Below are 13,001 nucleotides of genomic sequence, written 5' to 3'. Positions count from 1 at the left end.
ATGCGACCTGTATTCCCGTCCAATTTGCGTTTCCCGCCTGGGGCTCGTGCCCCAGACCACCCCGACCGGACTTTGCCCGGTAATATTTTCGAGATGCACGGAACCCCCCGCCGTCTCGTTGGTTCGAAGTTGACCGGGAAAAGGTTAACTAGGCAATGCCGCCGTACCAATCGCGCGGTAAACCGCCTGCGAGACGCGCCGAGTCGTTGAATGGCGGCTTCAGGACGCCCCGGAAATGCAATTTCACGAGATTTTGCCACAATTCCCGCGGCAATTCGTCGCGCCTGCGGCTCGCCTCGCGGAAGTGCTTTGCGCCGATGCCGACGTGGCGAATCTCGTCGTCAAGGATTCGTTCGAGGATTCGCGCGCCGGATTCGTCGCCCGCCTGCCGGACCTTCCCGAGCATCGCAGGAGTCACGTCGAGCCCCCGCGCCTCGAGTACCATGGGCACCACGGCCAGTCGCGCGGCGACATCGTCGCGGGTGTCGTGCGCGGCCTGCCACAGTCCGGAATGCGCCGGCAAAGCGCCGTAACAGGAGCCTAACGAGTGCAGCTTGCGCTCGATCAGGGCGAAATGAAGCGCTTCATCCGCAGCAACCTTGAGAAAATCGCCGGTGAACTCGGGGCCCATCTCGGCCCCGAAGCGCCCCGCCATGTCGAGCGCGAGGTCGATGGCGACGAACTCGATATGCGCTATCGAATGCCACAGGGCAACGCGGTTCCTCTCCGATCCCCCCTTGCCGCGCTTGGGCATCTGCGAAGGCGGCAACAGTTCGAGCCCGGCGGGCCAGGCCGGCTGGTCGGGCATCGCCACGTCGAACTCGAACGCCAGCCGCCCGAGCCTCCAGTCGCGCGCCACGCGCCGCGCGGCCATGACCTTCTCGCGCGCCTCGCCGGTCAGCAGCGCGCCGCGGATCGCGCCGGCAAGGGAAGTACTCACAACGCGAGTGCTCACAACGCCCGGGCCGCCTCCAGCACTTCCTCGGCGTGGCCCTTGACCTTCACCTTGCGCCAGACCTGCGCGATCCTGCCGTCGGCGCCGACGAGGTAGGTGGTGCGCTCCATGCCCATGTATGTGCGCCCGTACATGCTCTTCTCGACCCAGATGCCGAGCGCATCGGACAGGCCACCGCTTTCCGCATCGGAGGCGAGCGGGGCGACGAGGCCGTACTTCCCGGCGAACTTCACGTGTCTCTTCGGCGGGTCCTTGCTGACCCCGAGCAGCGCGGTCCCGGCCTTTTCGAACTCGCCGGCCAGCGCGCCGAAGTCCTTGTTCTCGGTCGTGCAGCCGGGGGTGTCGTCCTTGGGGTAAAAGAACAGCACCAGCTTGCGACCCGCGAAGTCGGACGCCTTCACGCTGCCTCCGTCGGGCGTTTCGAGGGCGATGTCGGGAACGGTGTCGCCAACGTCGGGGCGATCGCTCATGTCAGATCCTCCAGGGTTTCGCTGAATGTCTCGGCCCAGGTTTCGGCAACGCCTTGGCGCGCTTCGCGCAGGCGATGCAAGAGCGATTGGTAGTCGTCGACCCGGCAGGCGGTGGCCAGCGCTCGCGCCGCGGCCTTGGGCGGCTGCTGCGCATCGGGCGCGAGCAGTCGGGCGGCGACCAGCAATCGGCTCATCAGGTCGAAGTCGGCGCGGAACCCGTCAGGCAGGTAGCCCGCCCCAGCCAACGCATCGATCGCGGTGCCGAGGTCGGGCGAGAAGCCGGTTCGCTCGCGCAATTGAAGGAAGTGCACGATGAATTCGCAGTCGACCAGCCCGCCGCGCAGCAGCTTGGCGTCGAGCGGCCCGGCGGGCGGCTTCGCGGCCGCCATCTCGCCGCGCATCTTGAGCACGTCGGTTCGCAGCTGCACCAGGTCGCGTTCCTGCCGCAATGTCTTGTCGACGATCCTCTGCAGTTCGGCGCGCGCTTCGGGCGGGCCGTAGACCGGACGGGCGCGGGTCAGCGCCATGTGCTCCCATGTCCAGGCATCGTTGCGCTGGTAAAGTTCGAAGCTCTCCAAGCTCACCGCAATGGGCCCCTGCGCGCCCTGCGGCCGCAGCCGCGTGTCGATCTCGTAGAGCGCCCCGGCCGCCGTCGGTACGCTGAGCGCCGCGGTCACCCGCTGGCACAGGCGATTGTAGTAGTGCGACGACGACAGCGGCCGCCGGCCATCGGACTCGGCCCCGTACTCGCCGCTGAACAGGTAGACGAGGTCGAGGTCCGAGGCATGCGTCAGCGCCCCGCCGCCGAGCCGGCCGAGGCCGAGGACGACGAGGTCGCTGCCCTCGATCCGGCCGTGCACGCGGGCGAATTCCTCTTCCGCCGCGCTCGCCCCGACTTCGAGCGCCGCTTCGGCGAGCCGGGCCAGCCCGGCGGCGATTTCGAGCGGATCGTGGCGCGCTTCGACCAGCTGCACGCCGAGCGCGAAGCGCTGCTCTCCGACGACCCGGCGGATTGCGTCGAGACGCGTCTCGTAGTCCTCGCCCCCGCGTTCGCGCATGTCGGCGGCGAGACTTTCGACCGGCCCCGGCAGGTCGAGTGCCGTCGCGTCGATCAGCGCGTCGAGCAGGTCGGGGTGACGGCCGAGCTCGTCGGCCAGCCCCTGGGCCAGCGTCACCACGCCGAGCACCTGATCGAGCAGCCCGGGGCGGGCTTCGAACAGGCGGAACAGGTTGATCGCCGTCGGGACGCGCTCGATGATCGTTTCGAGCCGGGCCAGCGCGCGCTCGGGCTCGGGCGCGGCCGACAGCGCTTCGGCCAGCGTCGGGCGCAAGGCGGCGAAGGCGGCGCGCGCCTCGGGCCCGCGCAGCGTGCGCATCGTATCGCGCCAGCGGTCGAAGCGCTCCTCGATCGTCGTCAGCACGCCTTGGTCCGGCGGTGCGACCGGACGCGCGCGCTCCTCGACCCCGCCGAGCAGCGCGTCGTAGCGCAGCGCCACCTCCTGCGCGATCGATCGGACCTCGGCGACCAGCGCCGCGCCGTCTTCGAGCCCTTCGAGGCGGGCGACGTTGTCGAGCGCCTCGGGGTTCTCGGGCAGCACGTGCGTCTGGCGGTCGTGGACCATCTGCAGGCGGTGTTCGAGCGTGCGGAGCCGGTCGTAGCTGTCGCCGAGCAGCATCGCGTCGCCAGAAGCGATGATCCCCTCCTCCGCCAGCGCATCGAGTGCGGCGCGCGTGCCGCGGACCTGCAGCGCGGGATGGCGGCCGCCGTGGATCAGCTGGTGGGTCTGGGCGAAGAACTCGATCTCGCGAATCCCGCTGCGACCTAGCTTGAGGTTGAAGCCCGGGCCCGCCTCGGCCGGTCCCGAATGGCTGTCGCGGATGCGCGCGGTCAGGCGGCGCACTTCTTCCAGCGCGGTGAAATCGAGGCTGCGGCGCCAGACGAACGGGCGGATCGCGCGCAGGAAGGCCTCGCCGGCGGCAACGTCGCCGGCTGCGGACCGGGCGCGGATGAAGGCGGCGCGCTCCCACGCCAGCGCCGAGCTTTCGTAATGTGTCAGGGCGGCATCGAAGCTGACCGCGAGCGGGCTGACTTCGGAGGCCGGGCGCAGCCGCAGGTCGACGCGAAAGACATAGCCCTCGGCGGTCTGCTCGGTCATCAGTTCCATCAGCCGCCGCGCGACCCGCTGCGCCGCTTCGCCCGGATCGTCGCGCTCGCGGCGCGGCAGTTTTGCCGGGTCGTAGAGCAGGATCGGGTCGATGTCCGAGCTGTAGTTGAGTTCCCGTGCGCCGTGCTTGCCGAGCGCTAGCGCGGTGAACCCGGCAGGCTCGGCACCGGGTACGCGGTGGCGGATCGCCGCGGCAATCGCGACATCGAGCGCGCGGTCGGCGAAGGCGGAAAGCTCGCCCGTCACGCGGGTCAGCGGGAAAGCCCCGGCAAGGTCGCCGATGGCCAGCGCCAGCGCCAGCCCGATCCGTTCGCGGCGCAGCGCGACGGCCACATCCTCGTGCTCTTGCGGTGCGGCGGCCAGCGCCTCCTCGCCGCGTCCTTCGGCCAGCAGCGCGGCAATATCGGCCCGCCGGTCGAGCGCGGCAGCGAGGAACGGCGCGTGGCTGCGCGCCCGCTGCAGCGCTCCGGTCCAGTCGGCTTCGCTCGTTTCGGTCATCGCCTTCCAAGTGCATGGCCGGGGAGGCGAGGGCAAGCCTTGCTTCGCGGCGCTTGTTCCCCGCGCGCGGCTTTGCCAAGGGAGCGCGATGGAGCTTCCCTTCAGGATCATCGCCGCGCCCTGCGCCGCGCTGCTGCTCGCGCTGGCGGGATGCGCGGGCCTGCCGTTCGGGCAGCGTGCCGATACCGGCCCGCACCTCTCGCTCGACACCCTCAAGGACGTGACGCGGACCTTGTCGGCCGACGAATTCGAAGGCCGCGGGACGGGCACGCCGGGCGAGGGCAAGACGCTCGCCTACATGGTCGAGCGCTTCGCCGCCGCGGGCCTTCAGCCGGGCAACAACGGCTCATGGTACCAGGACGTGCCGCTGGTCAAGATCACTGCCGAGGACCTTGGTGCGCTCAACGTTTACGGCCCGGCGGCGGACATGCTTTTTGCAGCGGGCAGCGACTGGATCGGCATGAGCTACCGTGAACAGGAGAACATCTCGCTGCACGACAGCGAACTGGTCTTCGTCGGCTATGGTGTGGTCGCGCCCGAGAGGGGCTGGAACGATTACGCCGGGATCGACATGCGCGGGAAGACCGCGGTGATCCTCGTCAACGACCCCGATTGGCGGAGCGAAACCAATGCCGGGCCGTTCAACGGCAGGGCCATGACCTATTACGGCCGCTGGACCTACAAGTTCGAGGAAGCCGCGAGGCAAGGCGCGCAGGCTGCGCTCATCGTCCACGAAGATTACCCGGCGGGCTATGGCTGGAACGTCGTCGAACGCTCGTGGAGCGGCCCGCAGTCGCGCAACCGCAGCGAAGATCGAGGCGCGAGCCAGACGCTGGTCAACGGCTGGATCTCCAATGACACGGCACAGGCTATCGCCAGCGCCGCCGGGACCACCTTGGCGAGCCTTGCCGCACAGGCCGAACAGGCCGGCTTCCGCCCGGTCCCGCTCGGTCTCAAGGTTTCGACGGCCTTCGACAACAGCCTGCGTTACATCGATTCGAAAAACGTCATTGGCATCCTGCCGGGGCGCGAGCGGCCCGACGAATACGTCGTCCACACCGCGCACTGGGATCACCTCGGCCAATGCCCGCCGAACGAGGCCGGCGACGACATCTGCAACGGGGCGATCGACAACGCGCTCGGCAGCGCCGCGCTCGTCGCGCTGGCCGAGGCGCAGGCAAAAACCGGTGCTGCGGCGCGCAGCATGGTGTTCCTCTCGGTCACCGCCGAGGAGCAGGGCCTGCTCGGGTCGGAATATTATGCCGCGCACCCGATATACCCGCTCGACCACACGGTCGGCGGGCTCAACATCGACGGCGGTTCGATGGCCGGCCCGACGCGGGACGTCGACGTGATCGGCCTCGGCAAGAGCGAGCTCGATACGGTGCTGGCGCGCAACCTGCCCAAGGTCGGTCTCAGTGCTTCGCCCGATTCCGCGCCGCAGGCCGGATACTATTACCGCTCGGACCATTTCAGTTTCGCCAAGCGCGGGGTGCCGATGTTCAACATCAAGTCGGGTCAGGACCTCGTCGAGGGAGGGCGCGAGGCGGGTGCGGCATGGAACGCGGAGTACCGTGCGCACCGCTATCACGCCCCCGACGACGAGTACGACCCGGCGTGGGACTGGCGCGGGGTGGAGCGGCAGTTCGAGCTGTTCTACTGGCTCGGTCGCGACCTTGCATCGAGCCGCCAGTGGCCCAACTGGGAGCCGGGCGACGAATTCCGCACTGCCCGCGATCAATCATGCGCTGCCGCGCCCGGAGGATGCTGAGACCATGACCACGACCTTGCCCATGCCCGCCGAGTTCGCCCGGCAGGACTGGCTGTGGATCGGATTCCCGCATCGCGCCGACCTGTGGGAGGAATTCACCGACCCGGCGCAGGAGCAGATCGCCGCCTATGCCAATACCGTCGCCGCGACCGGGCAGGACGTGAGGCTGGTGGTGCACGACGAAGCCAACGAGGCGCGTGCCCGGCAGCTCGTCAGCGCCGCGGTGACGCTGGAGCGGCATCCCTATGGCGACATCTGGCTACGCGACACCGGGCCGATCGTGCTGTTCGACGAGAGCGGCCGGCGCTTCGCCCGGCGCTTCGGCTTCAACGGCTGGGGTGGCAAGTACGACGACATGGAAGGCGACCAGGAGGTCGGCGAATCGCTCGCCCGTTCGGCAGGGCTCGATGTCGATTTCTGCGACTGGATCCTCGAAGGCGGCGCGATCGACAGCGACGGCACGGGCCTCGTGGTCACAACTGAACAATGCCTGCTCAACCCAAATCGCAACCCCGGCCTGTCGCGCGCGGATATCGAGGCGCGGTTGCGCCGCGATCTCGGCTTCGACCGCGTGCTGTGGCTCGGCGACGGGTTGCTGGGCGATCACACCGACGGCCATGTCGACAACCTCGCGCGGTTCGTGGCGCCCAACACGCTGGCGATCCCGCTGGCGAGCGGTGCAGACGATCCCAATGCCGCCGTCTATGCCGATGCCCGCGCCCGCGCCCGCGCCCGCGAGGCGGGGGTCGAAGTCGTCGATGTCCCTTCGCCCGGCCTCGTCGGCGACGACGAGGATGCCGAGCCGGCGAGCTTCATGAATTTCACCATCTGCAATGAAATCGTCGTCGTCCCGACCTACGGAACCGCGCATGACGAGGATGGCGTTGCTGCGATCGCTGCACTGTTTCCCGGCCGGGAGACGATCGGCCTGCGCGCCGATGCGGTGCTGTCCGGCGGCGGCAGCTTCCACTGCGCCAGCCAGCATGTCCCGGAGCAGGCCTGACAATATTTGTTACGTGACAGGGCCGAGCGAGAAGCTAACGACCACTTCATGAGCGAAAAACCTCCCGTCCTCGTTACCGGCGGCGCCGGCTACATTGGCAGCCACGCCGTTCTCGCCCTCGCCGACCGCGGCTGGCCTGTTGCGGTGATCGACAACCTGACCACCGGCTTCCGCTTCGCCGTGCCCGAGGGCGTGCCGTTCTACGAAGGCGACATCGCCGACGCCGAGCTGCTGGCAAGGATCTTCGCCGAGCAGGGCACGCAGGCAATCATGCACTTTGCAGGGTCGATCATCGTGCCCGAATCGGTCGAGAACCCGCTCAAGTACTACGGCAACAACACCGTGAAGAGCCGGGCGCTGATCGAAGCCGCGGTGACACACGGCCTCGAGCATTTCATCTTCTCCAGCACCGCCGCGACTTACGGCATCCCCGAGAAAAGCCCGGTTCGCGAAGACCTGCCCAAGGCGCCGATCAATCCCTACGGCTGGTCGAAGCTGATGACTGAGCAGATGCTGTCGGACACCGCCGCGGCGCACCCGATCAACTACTGCGCGCTGCGCTACTTCAACGTCGCCGGCGCCGATCCGAAAGCGCGCACCGGGCAGTCGACCGCCGGGGCGACGCACCTGATCAAGGTCGCGGTCGAAGCGGCGCTGGGCAAGCGCGATCACGTTGCAGTCTTCGGCACCGACTACGACACGCCCGACGGCACCGGGGTGCGCGACTATATTCACGTTTCGGACCTCGCAGCCGCGCACGTTCTGGCGCTCGAACACCTCGTCGCCAATCCGGACACCTCGCTGACGATGAACTGCGGCTACGGCCGCGGGTTCTCGGTGCTCGAAGTGCTCGACGCGGTCGACCGGGTGACCAGCCAGTCGATCGAGCGCCGTATGGGCCCGCGCCGCGCGGGCGATCCGGATTCGCTCGTTTCCGACCCCTCGCGCATCAAGGCGACGCTGCCGTGGCGGCCGCAGCACGACAACCTCGACGAGATCGTCAACCACGCGCTGGCCTGGGAACGGCGCCTGCGCGAAATTCGCGGCGACTGACGGCGGCGCTGCCGGGTTCCTAACGCTTCGTTAGGGATTGCGGAGCACAATCCGCCCATGGCCAAAGCTGTCGCACTGACCCGCAGCCTCGTTCACCGCTCGGCGGACGCGATGCGCGTCGTGATCGTGACCGGCTGTGCCCTGGCGCTGATTGCCGCCGGGCAGGCCTTCCCCTTCTAGCCCAGGTTCAACGCAGGTCCGGCGGTGTCGCTTCCGCTGTGAGCATGGCGACCGCCTCGCCGAGCGACATCACCTTCTGGTGCTGTTCGCCGAGCGTGCGCACAGCCACGGTGCCCTCGTCCGCTTCGCGTTTGCCGACGACGAAAAGATGCGGGACCTTGGCCAGCGAGTGCTCGCGCACCTTGTAGTTGATTTTCTCGTTGCGAAGGTCGTTCTCGACGCGGATGCCCGCGGCCTTGAGCTTCTCCGCGACCTGTGTGGCGTAGTCGTCAGCGTCGGAGACGATGGTCGCCACGACTGCCTGCACCGGGGCGAGCCAGACTGGCAGGCGGCCGGCATGGTGCTCGATCAGGATGCCGATGAAGCGCTCGAACGTGCCCAGAATCGCCCTGTGCAGCATGATCGGGACGTGTTTCTCACCGTCTTCGCCGACATAGCTCGCTTCGAGACGCGCCGGGATGACCCGGTCCGACTGAACCGTGCCGACCTGCCAGGTGCGGCCGATCGCGTCGGTCAGATGGAATTCAAGCTTGGGCGCGTAGAATGCGCCTTCACCCGGCAGTTCTTCCCAGCAGAATGCCTCGGTGGCCCGGCCCGAGGCCTTGACCGCGTCGCGCAGCTCCTGCTCGGCCTGGTCCCACATCTCGTCGCTGCCGAAGCGCTTGTCGGGGCGGAGCGCGAGCTTGATCGCGTATTCCTCGAAGCCAAGATCCTTGTAGACGCTGTCGAGCAGGTCGCAGAACTTCCGCACCTCGTCGACGAGTTGGTCCTCGGTGCAGAAGATGTGCGCGTCGTCCTGCGTGAACTGGCGAACGCGCATGATGCCGTGCAGTGCGCCGTGCGGTTCGTTGCGGTGGCAGCAGCCGAATTCGGCCATCCGCAGCGGCAGGTCGCGATAGCTCGTGATACCTTGCTTGAAGATCAGCACGTGGGCCGGGCAGTTCATCGGCTTGAGCGCCATCCATTCGGCGTCGTCCGAGACCAGCGGGCCTTCGTCCTCGGTGTTGGGCACTTCGTCGGGAATGACGAACATGTTTTCGCGGTACTTGCCCCAGTGGCCGGACTTCTCCCACTGGCGAGCGTCCATCACCTGCGGCGTCTTGACCTCGACATAGCCACCCGCATCGAGCCGGCGGCGCATGTAGGCTTCGAGCTCGCGCCAGATGATGTAACCGTTGGGGTGCCAGAAGACCGATCCGTGCGCCTCTTCCTGCAAGTGGAACAGGTCCATCTCGCGTCCGATCTTGCGATGGTCGCGCTTGGCTGCCTCCTCGAGCCGGTGGAGGTGTTCGTCGAGCTGCTTCTTGTTGAGCCAGCCGGTACCGTAGATGCGCGTCAGCTGCGCGTTCTTCTGGTCGCCGCGCCAGTAGGCCCCGGCGACGCGCATCAGCTTGAAGGCCTGCAGGTCGAGCTTGCCGGTGCTGGCGAGGTGCGGCCCGCGGCACATGTCGAGCCAGTCGTCACCCGACCAGTAGACCGTCAGTTCCTCGTCCTCGGGCAGTTCGCGGGCCCATTCGGCCTTGAACACCTCGCCCTCGGCTTCCCACTTGTCGATCAGCTGCTGGCGGCTCCAGACCTCGCGGCGCAGCGGCTTGTCGGCGCGGATGATCTCGCGCATCCGCTCCTCGATCATCGGCAGGTCGTCGAGCGAGAAGGGCGCACGGGAATCGGGCGCCTTCACATCGTAATAGAAGCCGTCCTCGGTCGCCGGACCGAAGGTAATCTGCGTGCCCGGCCACAGGGTCTGGACCGCTTCAGCCAGGACGTGGGCGTAATCGTGGCGCACCAGCTCAAGCGCATCGGCCTCGTCGCGCGCGGTGATCAGGGCCAGCTCGGCATCGCCGTCGAATGGTCGATTGAGGTCGCGGATCTCGCCATTGATCCTTGCAGCCAGCGCGGCCTTGGTCAGGCCCGGGCCGATCGCCGCGGCGACGTCCGCAGGCGTCGAGCCGGCCGGCATCTCGCGCACCGTTCCATCCGGCAGGCTGATATTGACATGTTCCGTCATCTCACTCGCTCTTGACTCGTCGGGTGGCACGCCAATGACACAAGGCAGCGCACACCGGAAGTAGGGCGTCTGACAAGTTGAACAGGTTCAGGAAGTGACGCCGTGCCGCCCGAACCGTGATGGCCCGGGGCGGCTATCGACTCCGTGTCAGGCCGTGACCGACCGCCCCCGGATGAGTCCGGTGGCTGTAGTCGTCGTCACGGTCGAGTTCTTTGCCATGCGTGTAGATATAGGCCCAAAGCGTAAACATGTCACTAGCTCGAGCATTGCGCTTCATTTGCGACAAGCTCGCCAATCATGAAGTCAATGACGCTCGACAAAGAACGATTCGATGTCTGGGTCCCTTTACATTGAATCAACGGAGCTCGACCAATGAATCATGACAAACTACCCTCCTAGTCGCCGGCACAGTCCTCGCGCTGGCCCTCTTCAACCGCTTCGGCGTGATCGGCGACGAGTTGGCTTACTCCGGCGTCATTTCTGTGTTGGTCAGCGGGTTCGCAATCGCCCGCCGCCAGGTCTTTCGGCTGGAGCGCCCGTTAGGAGCAATATGACCTGGGCCCTGTGCCGGGTGGGCACCATGTTCTTCATCGCAGCCGGTGCGAAGTTCAGCTTCCTGGGCCGTGGGGCCGCTAAAGCGACGCTGCTGGTCCTGCCGATCCTCGCCGTAACGACGTTGCGGGCATTGCAGTGCCGGCTGAAAAGCACGGTGTGAGCACCTCGCGGGCAAACGCCCTGCCGGTCCTTTGGATCGGCCTCTTCGTTGCCGGCTCTGCGGCAGTCGCCGCGCTCAAGCTCACCGAATCGATCGCTTCGACCGCCGGGTACGTTTCCTTCGCCGGCGTTGCCGGCCTACTTATCCCGTTATCGCGCGGCATCGCCCGGAGCCGACCGAAATGTTCCTGACCGGCGGTGGTGCGTTACGCCAAAGGGAACGCGGCAAACTCGCTACTCTACATCCTCGGGCTGGGCGTAGCGATCACGCTTGACCGACAGATGGAATTCAAAGGGGGCACGGCATTCCTCGTCGCGCTACTGCCGGTCCTGCCGATCCTCTGGATGATCTACCTGATAGGACGCTATTTCGCCGAAGAGCAGGTCGATTACCTGCGCTACCGCGCGATGCTCGCCTCGGTGATCGGGCGTGGCTTCGTCCTGGCGATCGGTTCGTTCTGGGGTTTCTCAAAACCTTTTGGGCTCGTCGTGCACGTCCCCGGCTGGTTGGCCGTGCCGATTTGGGCACTCGGGATGGGACTTGGGCAGGCGTGGATCAACCAGCGCGACAGGGCGGGAGACGGCGAATGAACAACCGCCTCAAGGCGCTCCTTGCCGAGCGCAGCGGGAGTCACCAGGATCTTGCACTGCGCATCGAAGTCTCCCGGCAAAGCGTGAATGCGATTGAAACTGGCAGGTACGCCCCATCGCCTCCTCTCGCCTTCCGCATCACCAAAGTCTTTGGACCGCCTATAGAAATAGCATTTCTGCAAAATTGACTAGCTAGCGGAGAATCTATTGTGGTAAAAAGCATCATTGTGTGTCGAGCTTTTGGGTCCGTATTTTTCCGATTAGTGCCGTTGGATGGGGCATCTTCTTGTGTGGTACACGGCAAGATTCGCGTGTCCAATCGCTAGTAACCGACCAACCCTCGCGCCCTATCTTTGGTGTGCGATCGAGAACGTACTTGGCCCGATGATGTTCGACTTACCGCAATCAGGACGCATGCCGCCGCTTACCGGTTTCTGTTCATGCAGGGGTCAGTTTTGGTCCCTATTCAGGTTATGCGTGCATGCGCTCGTCGCCACTCATCTAAAATCCCCAACTAAGTAAACTGCACGAGTTGACGTGCGAGCTTCGATTTGATTCATAATAGGTCGCCAAAATGGAGGTAATATTGCGCCGTTTTGATCTCCGGGCGGGCATCCATGGGAGATCCTTGGCGGCGATTACCTTAAGCGCGATCTCGGTTGCTGTCGTGACAGGGGGCATTGTTAAGCCGGAATACATTGGCTTCGATGATGGCGGTGATGCGTACGAGCCAACTTTTGGCGCGGCGCTTTCCGGGCGTGAGTCTTCGATTGATTTACGCAATTCGGCGCTGAACGACTTGCCAGGCTCCAGCCCCACAGGGGGTGAAAGTCTCGGCGAGGCGGAGACTTTTCCGCTCAAGAGCGAAGTTGTTTCATCTAAGTCGCCGTTTGAGCGAGGCGAGGTTAAGAGGTCGCATGGTGGGGGTGTTGCAGATGGTGCTTTGTCACATCCCTCCCCGTCAGAGGTAGGCGACCAAATTGTTGCGGAATTCGCGGTGGGAGAAGCATCGCAGCGAATCGCAAGTGCAAGTATCGATCCTGCGCCAATTCTCAAATCTTCTGATGATTCATATTTGGAAGTGGATGCATATTCCGCCTTCAATTTCTCTGCTTCGGAATTGTCGCTAGAGGCTGATTCTGATGTTGGTGGAACAGTCCACTATGATGCCCGCGGATCGAATAAGGCAGCTTCTCGTCAGGCGGGCACTGAGGGGGTGGGCGCCCGATTGATAGCGAGTTTCCTGCCTGCTCTCAAAAATCTTCCGGTCTCAAAGCTGGCCACTAACGACGGCTTCCATTTTTCGGTAGGCGAAGCTCCTCAGTTTCCAGGTTCTTTTGGGGTAACCGGGCTGGAAGTGGAGAGTTCCCGGCAGTCCCAGCAGGAAGTTGTTCCACCTAGTGCGGGGTTTGCGGGCAATTTGGAGATCGACACAACTGGGGTGGCTGCCGGGCCTGTTGCATCTGCTGGAAACGCGGATTTGGTGAAGCACGCCACTGACCGCGGCTTGGGGCCACTATCTGACGAGGGTAGGTTGGAGATTTCTTCCGATGAGGAAGCGCGCGCTCAGCTTGTATCGAATGGGGCAGAAGC

Annotated in this window: 12 protein-coding genes; 8 read left to right on the top strand and 4 right to left on the bottom strand. The window is 65.6% G+C overall.

Features of this window, described 5'->3' with window-relative positions; translation table 11 throughout:
• Positions 1 to 148: 148 nt before the first annotated feature.
• Genes GRI89_RS09915 through GRI89_RS09905 form a run of 3 tightly spaced genes read right to left on the bottom strand, consistent with a single transcriptional unit; the run spans position 149 to position 4,088 of the window.
• On the bottom strand, positions 149 to 940 hold the full coding sequence (locus GRI89_RS09915) for a ferritin-like domain-containing protein (RefSeq protein ID WP_328598194.1): 792 nt from the start codon (positions 938 to 940) through the stop codon (positions 149 to 151).
• 11 nt (positions 941 to 951) lie between these two features.
• On the bottom strand, positions 952 to 1,425 hold the full coding sequence (locus GRI89_RS09910) for a peroxiredoxin (protein WP_159794696.1): 474 nt from the start codon (positions 1,423 to 1,425) through the stop codon (positions 952 to 954).
• On the bottom strand, positions 1,422 to 4,088 hold the full coding sequence (locus tag GRI89_RS09905) for a [protein-PII] uridylyltransferase family protein (protein WP_159794694.1): 2,667 nt from the start codon (positions 4,086 to 4,088) through the stop codon (positions 1,422 to 1,424). Before GRI89_RS09905 ends, GRI89_RS09910 begins: the two co-directional genes overlap by 4 nt.
• 88 nt (positions 4,089 to 4,176) lie before the next feature.
• Here GRI89_RS09905 and GRI89_RS09900 point away from each other — a divergent pair, with 88 nt between their 5' ends.
• Genes GRI89_RS09900 through GRI89_RS18165 form a run of 4 tightly spaced genes read left to right on the top strand, consistent with a single transcriptional unit; the run spans position 4,177 to position 8,095 of the window.
• Complete coding sequence (locus GRI89_RS09900; protein ID WP_159794692.1) at positions 4,177 to 5,859, top strand: M28 family metallopeptidase; 1,683 nt, start codon at positions 4,177 to 4,179, stop codon at positions 5,857 to 5,859.
• 4 nt (positions 5,860 to 5,863) lie between these two features.
• Positions 5,864 to 6,862, top strand: a complete 999-nt coding sequence (locus GRI89_RS09895; protein WP_235913122.1) for an agmatine deiminase family protein — start codon at positions 5,864 to 5,866, stop codon at positions 6,860 to 6,862.
• Positions 6,863 to 6,910: 48 nt separating this feature from the next.
• Complete coding sequence (gene galE, locus GRI89_RS09890; RefSeq protein WP_159794690.1) at positions 6,911 to 7,915, top strand: UDP-glucose 4-epimerase GalE; 1,005 nt, start codon at positions 6,911 to 6,913, stop codon at positions 7,913 to 7,915.
• A gap of 57 nt (positions 7,916 to 7,972) precedes the next feature.
• The gene (locus GRI89_RS18165; protein WP_268891748.1) at positions 7,973 to 8,095 is read left to right on the top strand and encodes a hypothetical protein; all 123 of its coding nucleotides are present in this window, start codon (positions 7,973 to 7,975) and stop codon (positions 8,093 to 8,095) included.
• 7 nt (positions 8,096 to 8,102) lie between these two features.
• Here the strand turns inward: GRI89_RS18165 and thrS are convergent, their stop codons facing one another.
• The gene (gene thrS, locus GRI89_RS09885) at positions 8,103 to 10,103 is read right to left on the bottom strand and encodes a threonine--tRNA ligase (protein WP_159794688.1); all 2,001 of its coding nucleotides are present in this window, start codon (positions 10,101 to 10,103) and stop codon (positions 8,103 to 8,105) included.
• 550 nt (positions 10,104 to 10,653) lie between these two features.
• On the opposite strand from thrS, the gene GRI89_RS09880 reads away from it, so the two are divergent.
• From GRI89_RS09880 to GRI89_RS09865, 4 genes are all read left to right on the top strand, one after another.
• Positions 10,654 to 10,818 carry a hypothetical protein gene (locus GRI89_RS09880; RefSeq protein WP_159794686.1) on the top strand — a complete coding sequence of 55 codons (165 nt, stop codon included), beginning with the start codon at positions 10,654 to 10,656 and terminating at the stop codon, positions 10,816 to 10,818.
• Between the two features lie 200 nt (positions 10,819 to 11,018).
• On the top strand, positions 11,019 to 11,408 hold the full coding sequence (locus tag GRI89_RS09875) for a hypothetical protein (protein WP_159794685.1): 390 nt from the start codon (positions 11,019 to 11,021) through the stop codon (positions 11,406 to 11,408).
• Positions 11,405 to 11,596, top strand: a complete 192-nt coding sequence (locus GRI89_RS09870; protein WP_159794683.1) for a helix-turn-helix transcriptional regulator — start codon at positions 11,405 to 11,407, stop codon at positions 11,594 to 11,596. Before GRI89_RS09875 ends, GRI89_RS09870 begins: the two co-directional genes overlap by 4 nt.
• A gap of 440 nt (positions 11,597 to 12,036) precedes the next feature.
• On the top strand, positions 12,037 to 13,001 hold a 965-nt coding region (locus tag GRI89_RS09865; protein ID WP_159794681.1), incomplete at its 3' end, for a hypothetical protein.

Origin of the sequence: Croceibacterium salegens (assembly GCF_009827435.1) — a bacterium.
Lineage (GTDB): Bacteria > Pseudomonadota > Alphaproteobacteria > Sphingomonadales > Sphingomonadaceae > Croceibacterium_B > Croceibacterium_B salegens.
This window is presented reverse-complemented; position numbering and strand designations above follow the sequence as displayed.